The organism is Segatella copri, assembly GCF_026015295.1.
Taxonomy (GTDB): domain Bacteria; phylum Bacteroidota; class Bacteroidia; order Bacteroidales; family Bacteroidaceae; genus Prevotella; species Prevotella copri_C.
This window is the reverse complement of record NZ_JAPDUW010000001.1, coordinates 2,326,942-2,342,062: the sequence shown is the minus strand read 5'-3', so window position 1 is coordinate 2,342,062 and position 15,121 is coordinate 2,326,942. Positions and strand designations below refer to the sequence as shown.

At 47.2% G+C, this 15,121-nt stretch carries 13 protein-coding genes; 4 read left to right on the top strand and 9 right to left on the bottom strand.

The genetic code is table 11. From position 1 onward, the window contains the following. Nucleotides 1-350: 350 nt before the first annotated feature. Nucleotides 351-1,244: a hypothetical protein gene (locus ONT18_RS09900; protein WP_264905280.1), complete on the bottom strand. Its 894-nt coding sequence runs from the start codon at nt 1,242-1,244 to the stop codon at nt 351-353. A gap of 129 nt (nt 1,245-1,373) precedes the next feature. Between ONT18_RS09900 and ONT18_RS09895 the strand changes: the two genes are divergently transcribed. Continuing rightward, nucleotides 1,374-2,552: an IS4 family transposase gene (locus ONT18_RS09895; protein WP_264904630.1), complete on the top strand. Its 1,179-nt coding sequence runs from the start codon at nt 1,374-1,376 to the stop codon at nt 2,550-2,552. An 83-nt stretch (nt 2,553-2,635) separates the two neighbouring features. Here ONT18_RS09895 and ONT18_RS09890 read toward each other — a convergent pair whose 3' ends face one another. From ONT18_RS09890 to ONT18_RS09880, 3 genes are all read right to left on the bottom strand, one after another. After that, nucleotides 2,636-3,082 carry a DUF6108 family protein gene (locus ONT18_RS09890; RefSeq protein WP_006849394.1) on the bottom strand — a complete coding sequence of 149 codons (447 nt, stop codon included), beginning with the start codon at nt 3,080-3,082 and terminating at the stop codon, nt 2,636-2,638. A 66-nt stretch (nt 3,083-3,148) separates the two neighbouring features. Then, nucleotides 3,149-3,667 (bottom strand): hypothetical protein, encoded by a 519-nt coding sequence (locus ONT18_RS09885; RefSeq protein WP_264905278.1) that lies wholly within the window; start codon nt 3,665-3,667, stop codon nt 3,149-3,151. 16 nt (nt 3,668-3,683) lie between these two features. Further along, a complete protein-coding gene (locus ONT18_RS09880; RefSeq protein WP_264905276.1) occupies nt 3,684-4,184 on the bottom strand; it encodes an RNA polymerase sigma factor in 501 nt (166 codons plus the stop codon). Nucleotides 4,185-4,340: 156 nt separating this feature from the next. Between ONT18_RS09880 and ONT18_RS09875 the strand changes: the two genes are divergently transcribed. Beyond that, the gene (locus ONT18_RS09875) at nt 4,341-5,921 is read left to right on the top strand and encodes an L-lactate permease (RefSeq protein WP_264905274.1); all 1,581 of its coding nucleotides are present in this window, start codon (nt 4,341-4,343) and stop codon (nt 5,919-5,921) included. 84 nt (nt 5,922-6,005) lie between these two features. Here the strand turns inward: ONT18_RS09875 and ONT18_RS09870 are convergent, their stop codons facing one another. Further along, entirely contained in the window at nt 6,006-6,950 is a 945-nt protein-coding gene (locus tag ONT18_RS09870) for a DMT family transporter (RefSeq protein ID WP_233338755.1), read from the bottom strand. A gap of 176 nt (nt 6,951-7,126) precedes the next feature. Between ONT18_RS09870 and ONT18_RS09865 the strand changes: the two genes are divergently transcribed. Together ONT18_RS09865 and ONT18_RS09860 are read left to right on the top strand one after the other, a co-directional pair. Continuing rightward, entirely contained in the window at nt 7,127-7,945 is an 819-nt protein-coding gene (locus ONT18_RS09865; protein WP_118139649.1) for an AAA family ATPase, read from the top strand. A 39-nt stretch (nt 7,946-7,984) separates the two neighbouring features. Continuing rightward, nucleotides 7,985-8,983, top strand: coding sequence for a DUF4435 domain-containing protein (locus ONT18_RS09860; protein WP_118255590.1), 999 nt, complete (start codon nt 7,985-7,987; stop codon nt 8,981-8,983). A gap of 113 nt (nt 8,984-9,096) precedes the next feature. Here the strand turns inward: ONT18_RS09860 and ONT18_RS09855 are convergent, their stop codons facing one another. The 4 genes from ONT18_RS09855 to dxs form a co-directional block, all read right to left on the bottom strand. Next, a complete protein-coding gene (locus tag ONT18_RS09855) occupies nt 9,097-10,059 on the bottom strand; it encodes a type I phosphomannose isomerase catalytic subunit (protein ID WP_264905270.1) in 963 nt (320 codons plus the stop codon). A 187-nt stretch (nt 10,060-10,246) separates the two neighbouring features. Beyond that, nucleotides 10,247-11,704: a TrkH family potassium uptake protein gene (locus tag ONT18_RS09850; protein ID WP_264905268.1), complete on the bottom strand. Its 1,458-nt coding sequence runs from the start codon at nt 11,702-11,704 to the stop codon at nt 10,247-10,249. A gap of 30 nt (nt 11,705-11,734) precedes the next feature. Continuing rightward, a complete protein-coding gene (gene trkA, locus ONT18_RS09845; RefSeq protein WP_022121039.1) occupies nt 11,735-13,078 on the bottom strand; it encodes a Trk system potassium transporter TrkA in 1,344 nt (447 codons plus the stop codon). Continuing rightward, nucleotides 13,075-14,967: a 1-deoxy-D-xylulose-5-phosphate synthase gene (dxs, locus tag ONT18_RS09840; protein ID WP_118154798.1), complete on the bottom strand. Its 1,893-nt coding sequence runs from the start codon at nt 14,965-14,967 to the stop codon at nt 13,075-13,077. The genes trkA and dxs overlap by 4 nt, the downstream gene beginning before the upstream one ends. Nucleotides 14,968-15,121 lie beyond the last annotated feature (154 nt).

Genomic DNA, 15,121 nt, shown 5'->3' with positions numbered 1-15,121 from the left:
TAAATTTGTCGCCCAAAAATCAGATTGATGTTCTCTCTCTGAAAGACATTCTGATGTCCTTCTGAAAGTCATCATGCTGTTTGTTCTGATTGACGCTGCAAAGGTACGGCGATTTTTTGGATTCTGAAATAGCATATGAGTAGTATTCCTGCTACCACGTTTGTGGTATTCGGGCATTTTTTAGCAGAAAAATGGGCAAAATTACCCAATTTGGCCGTGATTTGTTACCCAATTTGGCTGTGTTTCACTTCCGAGTTTGGCCGTTAAACAGCAAAAAGTGGCGATAGGTGTGCGAAATCTATGTTTTTTTATGAGATTTCGCACACCTATCGCCACTTTTTTGAGAGAAATTACAGTCTAAATCCTAAGCCGATGGTCATCGGGTAGCACTCGGGAGCCTTGGTCTTGTTGAGCAGCGGGGTTATTCCGGCACGGGCGTAGAGCATTACTCCTGAGTAGCCGGCACGGGCCTCGAAGTTCAGGCCGATAGGGTTGAGGTTGATATCGCCCGTTTCGGTATATTTGTGCTTTCCGATGAAGTAGCGGGAATGCTCGTGCCAGCGGTATTCTACCGATGGACCTAGCGCCAGGAATGCATCATGGCATCCTATGCGCTTCTGCCACTCCAGCATGATAGGCAGGCGGAGCACATTGTAGCTGATATAGCTTTTCTTCAGCGTTTCGCCTTCTATCGGAGTCATTGCTGATACCCCGTTTTCGGTGCTTAATACATAATTGTCCTTGAAATGGTGGTGTACCTGTCCGATGGAGAGAGAGGAGGTGAGCGCCATTTCGTTGGAAAGGCGGAAGCAGAGACTGGTGAGGGTGATGCCCCATTCCCACGACTTGGAGTCGCGACTGTGCATCTCGTTGTTGCCTCCCATGCTTCCCCTGCTGCCTGGCAACTGGCTGCAGCCGAAGAAGAAGGTTGGATAATGACTCTCCAGACTGCGCTTGCGCTTGCTCAAGGTCTGAGGGATGAATGGTGAGGTGACAAATACCTTTTCTACTTCCTGACCATCTACGAATTGGGTTTCGGAAATCTTGGTCATCTCGTTGCCGTTCATCTTATATATCTTCACAGAAGTCTGTTCACCATCCTGCTTGATGACGATGTTCTGGTCGTTCACTCTGATTGTGGTGTCGTTAGCCTCTACAGAGGCTGGTGCACTGTTGCTGTTGGTTTCAGCAAGGGCGAAGGCTGGCATCATGGCAGCCATCATCATTACGTTTTTGATATTCATAATCACTAGTGTCCCGTTAAAACGAGACGATTATTAAATAAGTTATTAATACTCAAAAGTTTACGGACTTTTTATAGTGTATTCGATTTGATTTTGTATCTTTGCACGCATATTTAAAATACGTGTGCGATGAACAAAGGCAAAACTATATTCTCTCAGATTATGTCACTTATACCAGAACGTGATTTCAAAACTTGTGTAGACCGTTATAAGGGAAACTACAGAGCAAGAGACTTCTCTTGCAAAGACCAATTCCTAGTAATGAGCTATGCTCAATTAACAGGTCGTGATAGTCTTCGAGATATAGAAAACTGCCTTACGGCACTCTCCAGCAAACTTTACCATTGTGGTATTAGTTATGCTGTACCACGTAATACTCTAGCAAAAGCTAACGAGAAGCGAGATTGGCATATCTATAAAGATTTTGCAGACGTTCTTTTGAAAAAAGTACGTCCTCTTTATGTCAAAGACAAGTTCAGATTAGACCTAGACAACATGGTATATGCTTTTGATAGCAGTACTATAAGTCTGTGTCTCAAATTATGTCCTTGGGCAAAGTATCACAAAAACAAAGGTGGCATCAAAATGCACACATTAGTCGATTTGCGAGGAAATCTTCCAGTCTCAGTTTATTTGACTTCTGCATCAGTTAATGATGTAAAAGCTCTTGATGATCTCTACATAGAACCTTCTGCTATCTATTTGATGGACAGAGGATATGTAGATTTCAACAGACTCTTCAAGTTGATAACTAAGAAGAATGCATTCTTTGTTACTAGGGCAAAAGATAACATGCTTTTTGAAGTTGTATCAGAAGCCGAAGTTGACAAGAGTACTGGTATCATTTCTGATGAACGTATCAAATTAACAGGACTACATACTGCCAAATGGTATCCTGAAGAACTTAGAATGATAACCTATGAGGACTATGCAACAAGTAAGGTGTATAGGTTTCTCACAAACAACATGGAATATGAAGCGCTTACCATATCTGAATTATATAGGGAAAGATGGAACGTGGAACTTTACTTTAAATGGATTAAGCAACACCTTCACATCAAATCCTTTTATGGAACTTCCGAGAATGCCATATATCTGCAAATCTGGATTGCCATATGCACATACTTGCTTTTAGCTTATGCAAAGAAAGTGATGCACATAGATCAATCGCTACACACTATTTCAAAGAACGTGGGTCTATTCCTTACGGACAAGACTCCTTTAAATGAATTGTTTAACAAAGCTGTTCCAACAGAAGAGACGGAGGATTGGCTATATCCAAGCCTTTTCAGGCCCGATGATTTCTAAACGGGACAGCAGTGATTCATAATACTTTATTTTATGTTGTTTCTTATTCTTATTGAGAAGATTCCAGAAGAAAAATGTTGTTTCTATCTTCTGGAATAGCAGAGTTGCATGATATCTTCGGGCGACAGGTCGCCTTCGATATAAATCACGGTTCCCTTGCTTTTACTCGGGTTACTGAAGAGGATAAAGCGGTTGTTGCCATTGCTCAAGGGTGCCATCATGTAATAGCCGCTCACCATCTTGCCATTCTCCACCACCTCTCTGATCTTTTTCGCAGCTTTGCGGTCGGACTTCAGATAGTGGGCTATTTCCGTGGCATGGTTCTTATATACCAGGCTCTTGTATATCTTGAGCCTGTAACCTTTGAGTTGCGCATTCTGCATTGTAACCATCTTGCATCCCTTGGCGTGCCCGAATCGTTGGAATATACTTTTTACGTACAGCCCCTCCTGGGCATTAGCCGAAATCGAGGCTACCACGATAAGAAGCAGTCCGATGAAGAAGCGTTTTATCAAGTTGCATCGTTTCATATTCTATACCTTATTATATATATTATACTTTATAGTTTGATTGATTGTTTCATCTAAAAGATGAATTTATTGTTTCATCATATCCAGGGCACTGAATGGATCTTCAGAATCTGCCGAAACATCTTCCAGGGCATCCAGGGCTTCGTGGTGAACGAACTCCTGGTCGGTATAAACCTTTCCATCGATAACCGCATAACATTCAGGCTGAGGCTGGGCTATCTTCTGGATGCCCACAATCAGGAATGCGATGATAGCGGCTGCTGCCACAGAAGTGCCAAAATATTTGAGCCATCTGCTGCGAGAAGCTTCCTTCTTCAGGATTTCCCCTTCTTCCTTCTTTTCGATATTCTCCTTTGCAATATCCTCCTTTTCTATCTCCTTCTCTTCTTCTTTTAGAATTTGAGAAAGATTCATCTGTTCGAATCCGATATAGCCGAAGAGAGCGCGATAGGATTCCCATTCTTCCGGAATATCATTGGCATGCTCTTCGAAATATTTTCTGAGCGTTGCCTCTTCCTCATTGGATGTGGCACCATCCATATACTTGTCGAGCAAGTCCTGTATTCTTTTTATTTTATCGTTCATATTCTTTCCTCCTTCTTTATTTTGTTCTGTTCTGTTTCACGATATTCATATAGGTCTCTCTGATTTTGAGTCGTGCTCTGGAGAGATTCTTTCGGAGATTATCGGCAGTGCATCCCGTTATCTGCATGATTTCATCGGCAGTATAGCCTTCTATCTCCTTCATGCGGAATATCTGCTGCTGCAAGGGCGGTAGCTGTGCCACTATCTGCTTGATGAGGTTTACCTCGTCCCGTTGCTCTGCCCGCCGGTCTTCTATGGGTACTTCCATCACATTGTCGGTGGTGAAGTTCCGCTCCTCATGCCTGCACTGGTCATAAAACTTGTTGCGCATGATGGTGATGGCTAGCGCCTTGAGGTTATCTTCTGCCTGGATATTCTGGCGTATGTCCCACAGCCTGAGCATGACTTCCTGCACGAGGTCTTCGGCATTGTCGTCACTCTCAGTCAACCTTAGCGCATACGCTTTCAGGTCGCTGCGCATCGGTAGGATGATATGGTTGAATTCTTCTGTTCTCATAACCTTTACACTCTATAGACGTATGAAATTGAAAAATCGGACATCTAAGAAGATATTTTTTTCAAAAAATGCTTTCTTTTTTCAAAGAAAAATGTTATTTTTGCAAGCATAAACATAAAATTTAGCAATCGAAAACATTAAAAAACTGAATGGCTTATGGCATCTGTAGTTTCTATTATTCCCATCGTGTTGCTGTTCATCCTGATGCTCGGCTTCAAGATGGCAGGTCATAAAAGCGCCTTGCTGACGCTCGTAGTTACCGTGTTGCTCGCTCTCTTCGCTGCTTCGCCGCTGGGCATGATTGCCCCGGAACATGCGGAGGACAGTGTTATCGCCCTGACGGGATGGGCGGTGGTGGAAGGCATCCTGAAGGCGGTATTCCCGATTCTCATCATCATCCTGATGGCTATCTACAGCTATAATATCCTCGTGGAAAGCAAGCAGATAGAGGTAATCAAGAGGCAGTTTACATCGATTACCGATGATAAGGGGCTGCTCGTGCTGCTCCTTGTATGGGGATTCGGCGGACTGCTCGAAGGTATGGCGGGCTTCGGAACGGCGGTGGCGATACCTGCTGCCATCCTCATCGGACTCGGCTTCAAACCGATGTTCTCGGCTCTGGTTTCCTTAATCGGTAATACCGTGGCTACGGGATTTGGTGCCGTGGGTGTACCGGTTACTACGCTCTGTAATGAGGTGGCTGAAAGCGGATCGGCTTCGGCGGCACAGATTTGCGAGACTTCGGCCTTCGCCATTATCCAGCTGGCACCTCTTTTTATCATCCTGCCTTTCATCATCCTGACGCTTACCGATAAGCACAATCTTATCAAGAATCTCATCATCGCCCTCTGGGTGGGAGTGATTTCCGTGGTAGTGCAGTTTGTCTGCGGCTATTATCTCGGTTCGGAGACACCAGCCATCATCGGTTCGCTGGCTGCCATTATCGCCATCATCGCATACGCCAAGGTGTTTGCCAGAAAGAGCAAGGTGCAGGATAAGGAAATCTTTACGCTTGCCGAGAGCCTGAAGGCATGGAGCGTTTACCTCTTTATATTGATATTCATCCTGGTTTCCGGCGCACTCTGTCCTCCGGTCAATGCTTTCCTCAAAAGTCATCTGGTGAGTGCGGTTCATCTGCCTGTGCTCGATAGCACCTTTAAGTTTGGCTGGATTTCCAATGCGGGCCTGATGCTCTTCCTGGGTGCTACGATTGGTGGATTGATACAGGGATTGAGCCTCAAACGATTGATGGTGCTCCTTGCCCGTACCACGGTGAATCTGCGCAAGACGGTGGTGACCATCTGTTCGCTGATAGCCCTGGCGAGCGTGATGAACTATTCGGGAATGATTACTGCCATCGCCTCCGGACTGGTGGCTGTGACGGGTGATTACTATCCTCTGGTAGCGCCGATGATTGGTGCCATCGGAACCTTCGTAACGGGTTCTGATACCTCTTCGAATATCCTCTTTGCCAAGCTCCAGGCTCATGTTGCCAACCAGTTGGGTATGACGGGGCAGAGCACATTCTTCGGTCTGGAGGGCGGTCAGGAAAACTGGCTGGTTGCTGCCAACACCACGGGAGCCACTGGTGGCAAGATGATCAGTCCGCAGAGTATCGCCATTGCTACTGCAGCCTGCGATATGGAGGGAAAGGATGGAGAGATTCTCCGTTCGGCCATCCCATACGCCCTGCTGTATATCGTATTGGGCGGACTGATGGTTTACTTCGGTTGCTGATCTTCTTTTCTTATATAAAAAACTGTCCTCATCTGTTATCTCAGATGGGGACAGTTTCAGTTTTATAAATCGACATTAAATCTTTTAAGCATGTCTTTTCTCGTAGGCCAGACTGTGATCGTGCTGGTCGATATCTCTCTTTGACTTGCTCTTTACCACGAGCCATACACCTGAGAACACGAGGATGGCGGCTATTGCCTGCATACCCTTGAATACGGCGAGCCCCACGATGACACTCACGGTGACCGATACCAGAGGCTGCACATAGTTATATACACTCACCACGGTAGGGCGCAGGGTCTTCTGACCAATCATCATGCAGATATAGCCCAGATAAGTGCCGAAGAGAACCACGTAGCCCGTTTCCCACCAGGTGCTCATCGGAACCTGTGCAAAGTCGATGCTCATCACGTGACTGATGGTGAAAGGCCATATCAGGACCGTTGCCCAGAGGAACATCCACTTGTTGATGGTGAAGAGCGAATATTTAGACAGCAGGTTCTTGAAGAGCGACAGGTAGAGGGCGAAGGAAAGCTGCGCCGACATACAGAGCAGGTCGCCCCAGATGTTTCCCACCTTGGCATTGCCAGCCGTAGCACTCGTCATGATGATGATGACGGCACCTGCGCATCCCATCAATACACCGAGCGCCTTCTTCCAGGTGATAGGCTCCTTCAATATCAGGAAGGAGAGAACCATGGCGAAGATAGGCATCGAAGTGGTCATGATACTGGAATTGCTAGGCGAAGTCATGTTCAGACCGATGGTGTAAGAACACTGGTTGAACACGAGGGCGAAGAGTCCGGCAGCAGCAAACTTGAAGATGTCTTTTACTGGAACATGCTCTTTCTTGGTGAAGAGCGAGGTGAGCCAGAAGAGAATGGCACCACCCAATACACGGAAGCTCACCAGGTCGATGCCGTCGATGCCGTGAAGCATGGCATCCTTGCCTACGGGAGCCATCAGTCCCCAGAATGCGCCGGAACAGAAGAGGCACAGATGGGCGATAAGAGGTCGTTTGTTATCCATTTTTTCCTTATTTCTATTTAAATCTTCCTATTTTTGAATAAAATCGAGTGCAAAGGTACAAAAATTCGAGGAATTTTGCTATATTTGCGGTATATTTTTTGAAACTTAAAGGAGTTAAGAAGCTAAGACAATAGTTTTTTTCTGTTCTTGACTATTAAAGATAGGAGATTATTCTTATGCAGAAATATGCTGATTATATCAAACAGATAGAGATTGAATCTCTCTGGAGCGGTACCAAACATATTCTTTGGAACCTCGACCGCCGTGTCAATATCCTGAGTGGTGTAAACGGCGTGGGCAAGAGTACTATATTAAATAAGGTGGTAAAGGGTCTGGCGGCTGGCGGTGAATTCCCTAGTCACATGATCAAGGGCGTGCATCTGAAGGTGGAGCCGGAGGAGGCAAAGTGGATTCGCTACGATGTAATCCGCTCGGTAGATAGACCATTGATGAATGCCGAGATGATCAACAAGATAGACCTTACCCTGGTTACCGAACTCGACTGGCAGCTCTTCCAGCTGCAGCGCAAGTATCTGGATTATCAGGTGAACATCGGCAACCGCATCATCGCCGTCTTGCAGAGTGGCGAACCGGATGCAGCCTTCAAGGCTCAGAAACTGAGTGAACCGAAGAAGTTGTTCCAGGATATGGTAGATAATCTTTTCAAGGATACCGGCAAGACCATCATTCGTACAGCCAATGAAATCCGCTTCAATCAGATAGGCGAGCAGCTCTCGCCTTATCAGCTCTCGGCTGGTGAGAAGCAGATTCTTGCCATCCTCCTCACCGTGCTGGTGGAGGACAACCAGTCATACGTCCTCTTTATGGATGAGCCGGAAATCAGCCTTCATTTCGAATGGCAGAAGCAGCTCATCGGTCTGGTGCTGCAGCTTAATCCGAATATCCAGATTATCATGACCACCCACAGTCCTGCTGTGGTCATGGATGGATGGACCGATAGGGTGACGGATGTGAATGATATTACGATTTCGTAATGTTGAATGTTAAGTGTTGAATGTTGATTTTTTCAGCTTATGGCTAAACGTTTAACCGATAATATCAATTCCCAGTTCTTCGAGGCAGCCAACAGGATGACCTCGAAGAAGGCTCGGCGCAAGATTGTGGCTTACGTCGAGAGCTATGATGATGTCTTCTTCTGGCGTTCTGTACTGGGAAAGTTTGAAAATGAAAAACGCTATTTTGATATCATGCTGCCTACCCGTAACCAGCATTTAGACCGAGGCAAGAAGGCTGCTATCTCCAGTATGCTGAAGGGAGTAGGTAGGGATATGATAGCCTGTGTAGATGCCGATTACGATTATCTGCGTCAGGGCTCAACCGAGTCTTCCCAGCAGATGTTGGAGAATCCTTACATCTTCCATACCTATGCCTATGCCATTGAAAACTTCCAATGTTATGCCAGAGGATTGCACGAAACCTGTGTGATGGTGACGCTCAACGACCGTCGCATCTTCGATTTCGAGCGTTTTCTTGAGTCCTATTCCCGTACCATCTGGCCCCTCTTTTTATGGCACATGCTGTTTTATGTTCGTCATCGCAAGATGTCGATGCATTTTGATATGGCGGAGTTTGATAAGGTCATCATGCTGCCTTCTGTCCGAATCCAGGATCCTAAATGGGCGATAGATTATTTGGGAAAGAAGGTGCGGGCAAAGCTGTTCCAGCTGGAGCGCCGCTTCAAGAAGTTTAAGGATGAGTTGGATGAAATGGCTCTTTACCTCAATAATCTGGGTGTAAACGAGAGCAATACCTATTTATATATACAGGGTCATCATCTCTTCGACCTGGTAGTTAGTCCTATCGTCCAGAGCGTCTGCGATGCTTTGCGCAACGATAGGGAGAATGAAATCCGCGACCGTGCCCTCCATTCCGAGCAGGCCCGCACCGAGATGGCATGCTACGAGAACAGTCTGGGCAAGGTAAAAATGATGATGAAGAAAAACACCTTCTACCAGTTCTCTCCCGAATTCCAGAAGATTCAGGCGGATGTGGAAAAGTATTTAGAAAGGTAAAAAAGTAAAAAGGTAAAAGGGTAAAAAAGTAAAAAGGTAAAAAGAAAGCAGGCAGATGATATCCCGCCAGGCTCTTTTTACCTTTTTACTTTTTTACCTTTTTACCTTTAAAATTATACGTATGTCTCCAGGAACTTCAGGGTTCCTTCTACCTTCAATGTCTTGGTGCTGGCAGGAACAACGATACTTTCGCCGCCCTGGAGCGTAATCTCGTTACCCTCGTTGTCGGTAATCTTAGCCTCACCCTTCAAGCCAATCAGAATCACGAAGCTGTCCAACTCTGAATAATCCAGTGTCATTGGCTCATCGAGATCATAAACGGCTGTGGTGAAGTAAGGGCACTGTACCATACTTACACCCTGGTTCTTGGCAGGAGTGTAGTGCTGGCGATAGTCTGGCAATACGGTGTAGTCAATGCACTCGGCAGCTTCCTTGGTGTGGAGCTGACGATAGTTGCCATCCTTGTCCTTGCGCTTGAAGTCGTAGATGCGATAGGTAACATCGCTGGTCTGCTGAATCTCGACAACGAAACAGCCTGTTCCGATGGTGTGGATTCTGCCGGCTGGGATAAAGAAGCAGTCGTCCTCCTTCACGTTATACTGAGCCAGGGCATCGGTGATGGTATCGTTCTCTACCATCTCCTTGTACTGCTCAGGAGTAATCTGCATCTTCAAGCCGTTGTAGAGTTTGGCATCCGGCTCGCATGGCAGCGCATACCACATCTCGGTCTTGCCGCGTTCCTTACCTTGCTTCTTGGCAATTTCATCATTAGGATGCACCTGGATAGAGAGGTCGCGGTTGGCATCGATAAACTTGATGAGCAGTGGAAACTCATTGCCGAAACGCTTGTAGTTCTCTTCTCCGAGGAAGCTTCCCTTCCGTTCTGCAACAACCTCGTTGAGGTTCTTGCCCTGCATCTCGCCATCGGCTACGATGCTTTCATTTCCTGGTACTCCAGAGATTTCCCAGCTTTCTCCCACATTCTCTTGCTTTACGTCGAGATGCTTGAAAGTGATAATCTTACTGCCACCCCAGATGGTGGATTTTAATAGCGGTTGAAATTTTAATGGTTTCATTATTACCTATATTTAGTTTATAAATGTACTCTTCAGTACGGTTTCTTACTCTCCGGTAAGGCTCTTGCTGAACCTATACCTTATTATATATAACGCTTTTTGTGCGAAATATACTTAGTCTAGTAAGCGTATTTCTTACTTCAAATATCAACTTCTCTTTTATTTTCTAACTCCCCCTCTGGGTATGTTAGTTCTCTCTCCAGAATGCTGGTGTAAAGATAACCAGCACACTGAATATTTCCAGACGACCGATGAGCATCATCAGCGAGCAGAACCATTTTGCCACATCCGGCAGTTCGCTCCACGACATGGTTGGTCCGATTTCCGTACCCAGCGTAGGTCCCACATTACCCACACAACTCAGGGTGATGGTGATGGCATTGGTATTGTCGATGCCCATGGCTATCATCGTGAACGATATCACCAGACAGATGATGAGATAAGTGGTGAGGAAGGCAAGCAGCGTAACACGCTTCTGCATCGGTACGTTCACACCATCAATCTTCAATGGCAGCACGGCGTTAGGATGCAGAATCTGGCGGAATTCATTCTTCACCATTCTTACCAGCATCACGCCACGGATACATTTCAAACCTCCACTCGTACTGCCCGAGCAGGCTCCGAAGAACATGCAGGCTGCCAATACCACCCAGGTAACATGAGGCCACACAGCAGCATCGTCGTTAAACAGACCGGTGGTGGTGATGAAAGAAACCACCTGGAAGATGGCACTTCTGAAGGCATGCTCCACATCGTAGTTGCGCATCACCATCAGCTCTACCATGATGAAGGCGCTGAATGCAGCAACCATGAATGCATAGAACTTAAACTCTGAGTTCTTGAACAGATCCTTGATTTTAAACTTGATGACGGCTGCATAGAGCAGGGTGAAGTTCACACCCGACAGGAAACAGAAGAACGTACAGATGTATTCCAGCGCTGGTGAATGGAAGAACTCGGTACTGCTGTTGTGGGTAGCGAAACCACCCGTTGCCGTCGTGCTCATCGCATAGTTGAAACTGTCGAAGAGATTCATTCCCGCCACATAGTAGGATATGATGCAGGCGATGGTGAGCATCAGATAGATACTCCATATCCATTTGGCCGAAGTGGAAAGCCGGGGATGCAATTTCGTTTTGATAGGTCCTGTTGCCTCGGCAGCAAACACCTTGGTCTGTCCTCCTACAAGCGATGGCAGCAGGGCGATGGTGAAGAACACGATTCCCAGACCGCCTATCCATTGGGTGAGCGAACGCCAGAAAAGCAGTCCGTGGGGGAAACATTCTACATCGTCTAATATCGTGGCTCCCGTTGTCGTAAATCCCGACATGGTTTCGAAGTAGGCATCGGTAAAGTTGTTGATGTATCCACTTATCATGAAGGGGAGGGTTCCGAAGAAACTGAATACAATCCATGAGAGCGTTACCACGAGATAGGCATCACGGCGCGACATTGAGTTATCGGCTCCGTGTCCTCGCCATTTCAGCACCAGTCCGCCTCCGATGGTGGTAAGTGTTGCCACAATGAAGGCAAAGATGTCGTCCTGCTGGTAATAGAAAGCTACCAGCAGACTGACGAAGAGCAGGAATGCTTCTATGAAAAGCAGTTGCCCTAAAATCTTATATATTAATTTGCTGTTTATCATATATGAAGTATTTCTCTATCTCCTTCACGCTTAGATGAAGTATTTCTCAATTTTCTTCATGTTGATGTTGTGGCAGAAAACCATTACCGAGTCGCCCGGTTCTATCTGTGTATTACCCGAAACGAGCATTCCTTCTTCACCGCGAACCAGTCCACCGATGGTTACACCGATAGGCATGCCGAGTTCCTTCACCGGTTTCTGGGTTACCTTCGAACCTTCTTTGGCTATGAATTCTGCCACATCGGCGTTGGCGCTCATCAGGAATCTCACGTTCATCACGTCAGCATCAAGCATCATCTGGTAGATGTAGCTGGCGGCAATCATCTTCTTGTTGATGATGGTACCGATATCCAGACTCTCTGCCATGCTCACGTAGTCTACGTTTTCTACGGCAGCCACTGTCTTGCGCACACCCATTCTCTTGGCGGTAAGACAGGCCAGGATATTGGTTTCGGCGTTACCGGTCAGTGCCACGAAGGCCTGCGTGCTGCGGATACCTTCTTCTACGAGCAGCGGAATGTCGCGTCCGTCACCATGAATGATGAGCGTCTTGTTCTCATCGAGGATATCGTTGAGATATTCGCAGCGCTCCTCACTCATCTCGATAATCTTGCATTCCATATATTCCGGCATCTTCTTTACGGCTCTTACGGCTGTGCGTCCGCCACCCATAATCATCACGTTCTTCACATCCACATAGTGCTCCTTGCCTACAATTTTGCGGATATATGGGATGTAGTTGCGGGTGGTCATGAAGTAGGCGAGGTCGTAGAGTTTCAGTTCGTCGTTACCGCCAGGGATGATGGTATCGCTGCCTCGCTTGATGGCTACCACGTGGTATGGATCGTTAGGACCGCTGATGCTCTTGAGCGGTTCGTTCAGTATCTCGCATCCTTCGCGTAGTTTGATGCCGAGCATGATGAGTGCGCCGTCGTGCACATCCCAGCGCTGACGTACCCAACTCATTTTCAGTCCGTTATTGATATCTACGGCTGCGAGCATCTCCGGATAAATCAGTTTGCTGATACCTAATTCTTTGAAGAATTCCTGAGCCTGCTGATCCATATATTCCGGATTATCCACGCGGGCCACCGTTCTTTTGGCACCCAGGTTCTTGGCAAGGATGCTAGCTGTGATGTTGGTACTTTCTACCGGAGTAACGGCGATGAAGAGGTCGGCATCTGCTACCCCCGCATCGCGTAAGATGTGAAGACTGGTAGGCTTGCCCAGCATGGTGAGCAGGTCGCAGTCGGAGCCAATGCTTGCCAGGCGCTCTTCGCTTTCATCGATGAGCGTAATCTCTTCATTGCTGCGTGACAGGAGTCTCGCCAGATGAGTACCTATGGCATATGCGCCAGCTATGATTATTTTCATTTCTTAATTGCTTCTTTGATTGATTCTTTATCGAGATGCACGATTTCCCTGAGCTGTGCCACGGTTCCGTGTTCCACAAACTCATCTGGCAATCCCATTCGGGTCATCTTTGGCTGATAGTCATGGTCGTTCATCCATTCCAGTACGGCAGAGCCCATACCGCCCATACGAACGCCGTCTTCGATGGTGATGATGCGGCTGAACTTTTCGCCCACCTCTTTCAGAATGTCTTCATCGAGTGGCTTGAGGAATCGCATATCGTAGTGGGCGATGCTCATTCCGGTTTCGGCTTCTACCTCAGCGATAGCCTGAGCGGCATCGTTTCCGATAGGACCGATGGTAAGAACGGCTACATCGGTGCCGTCTTTCAGCTTTCTGCCGGTACCGGTCTTGATTTCCTCCATCGGGTTGCGCCAGTCTACGAGCACACCCTTGCCTCTCGGATAACGGATTACATAGCTGCCATGACCTGGCAACTGCGCTGAATACATCAGGTTGCGCAACTCATGTTCGTTCATCGGAGATGCGATGGTGAGATGCGGAATCGGGCGGAGAGCCGCCATATCGAAGGCACCATGATGGGTTGGTCCGTCTTCACCTACCAGTCCGGCACGGTCAAGACACATGATAACCGGCAGGTTGAGCAGTGCCATGTCGTGGATGATGTTATCGTAGGCACGCTGTGCAAACGAACTGTAGATATTGCAGAATGGGATGAGTCCGTCTTTCGCCATACCTCCTGAGAAGGTGACGGCATGCCCCTCGGCAATACCTACATCGAAGGTACGGTTTGGCATCGCCTTCATCATGATGTTCATGGAGCATCCTGTAGGCATGGCTGGCGTCACACCTACAATCTTCGGGTTCTTCTGAGCCAGTTCCAGCAGCGTCTCTCCGAAAACATCCTGATATTTAGGAGGCTGGTTGCTGGTATCGGCAATGATTCTCTCACCCGTTTCCGGATCGAATTTGCCTGGCGCGTGCCAGATGGTAGCACTCTTCTCGGCTGGTTCGTAACCCTTTCCCTTGGTGGTATGCAGGTGCAGCAGCTTAGGACCCTTCATGTTCTTAAGCTGTTTGAGCACTCTCGCCACTTCCTTCACGTCATGACCGTCGAAAGGTCCGAAGTAGCGGATATTCATACCCTCGAAGATGTTCTGCTGATGACTCAGTGCCGACTTCAGTGCATTGTTCAGGCGCAGGATGCCCTTCTTGCGGTCTTCGTTGAGATAGCCTTTGGAGTGCAGCCACTGCGATGCCTTGAAACGGAGGCGGTTGTAGGTCTCGTTGGTATCGAGGTTCAGGAGATATTTCTCCATACCTCCCACTGCCCGGTCGATGCTCATATCGTTGTCGTTCAGGATGATGAGCATGTCGTTAGGTGTACTTGATACGTTGTTCAGTCCCTCGAAAGCCAGTCCGCCGCTCATGGCTCCATCGCCAATGACGGCTACCACGTGCCTGTTGGTATCTCCGTTTTCGCGTGCGGCAACGGCCATACCGAGTGCTGCGGAGATGGAATTGCTCGCATGTCCGCAGGCGAAGGTATCATATTCGCTTTCTAAAGGTGTAGGGAATGGACGGATGCCGTGCAACTTGCGGTTGGTGCAGAAGTTTTCGCGGCGTCCTGTTAATATCTTATGTCCGTAGGCCTGGTGTCCCACATCCCATACAATACGGTCGTATGGGGTGTTGTAGATATAATGTAGGGCTACGGTTATTTCCACCACGCCAAGAGAGGAGGCAAAATGACCGGGGTTGACGGCAACCTCGTCGATAATGTCTTCTCTTAACTCTTTGCAGACTTGTGGCAGCTGGTCAATGCTCAGCCGTCTCAAATCTTCCGGGTATTTTATACTATTTAATAGACTAAACTTGTTCTTGTCCATGTTTTCTTCGTGAAAATCTTGTGCAAAGATAATGCTTTTTTCCTATATAAAGCACTTTTGAGGCAATATTTTCGCTTTTTCCGATTATTCTTTGTATTTTTGCAAAGGAAATTTCTGAAAAAGGAATGAAATCCGGAATTAGTTATATAACAAT

Excerpts from the sequence above, each read along its gene's own strand:
- ONT18_RS09900 (WP_264905280.1), bottom strand. The coding sequence starts at position 1,244 with ATGAATATCAAAAACGTAATGATGATGGCTGCCATGATGCCAGCCTTC.
- ONT18_RS09895 (WP_264904630.1), top strand. The coding sequence starts at position 1,374 with ATGAACAAAGGCAAAACTATATTCTCTCAGATTATGTCACTTATACCA.
- ONT18_RS09890 (WP_006849394.1), bottom strand. The coding sequence starts at position 3,082 with ATGAAACGATGCAACTTGATAAAACGCTTCTTCATCGGACTGCTTCTT.
- ONT18_RS09885 (WP_264905278.1), bottom strand. The coding sequence starts at position 3,667 with ATGAACGATAAAATAAAAAGAATACAGGACTTGCTCGACAAGTATATG.
- ONT18_RS09880 (WP_264905276.1), bottom strand. The coding sequence starts at position 4,184 with ATGAGAACAGAAGAATTCAACCATATCATCCTACCGATGCGCAGCGAC.
- ONT18_RS09875 (WP_264905274.1), top strand. The coding sequence starts at position 4,341 with ATGGCATCTGTAGTTTCTATTATTCCCATCGTGTTGCTGTTCATCCTG.
- ONT18_RS09870 (WP_233338755.1), bottom strand. The coding sequence starts at position 6,950 with ATGGATAACAAACGACCTCTTATCGCCCATCTGTGCCTCTTCTGTTCC.
- ONT18_RS09865 (WP_118139649.1), top strand. The coding sequence starts at position 7,127 with ATGCAGAAATATGCTGATTATATCAAACAGATAGAGATTGAATCTCTC.
- ONT18_RS09860 (WP_118255590.1), top strand. The coding sequence starts at position 7,985 with ATGGCTAAACGTTTAACCGATAATATCAATTCCCAGTTCTTCGAGGCA.
- ONT18_RS09855 (WP_264905270.1), bottom strand. The coding sequence starts at position 10,059 with ATGAAACCATTAAAATTTCAACCGCTATTAAAATCCACCATCTGGGGT.
- ONT18_RS09850 (WP_264905268.1), bottom strand. The coding sequence starts at position 11,704 with ATGATAAACAGCAAATTAATATATAAGATTTTAGGGCAACTGCTTTTC.
- trkA (WP_022121039.1), bottom strand. The coding sequence starts at position 13,078 with ATGAAAATAATCATAGCTGGCGCATATGCCATAGGTACTCATCTGGCG.
- dxs (WP_118154798.1), bottom strand. The coding sequence starts at position 14,967 with ATGGACAAGAACAAGTTTAGTCTATTAAATAGTATAAAATACCCGGAA.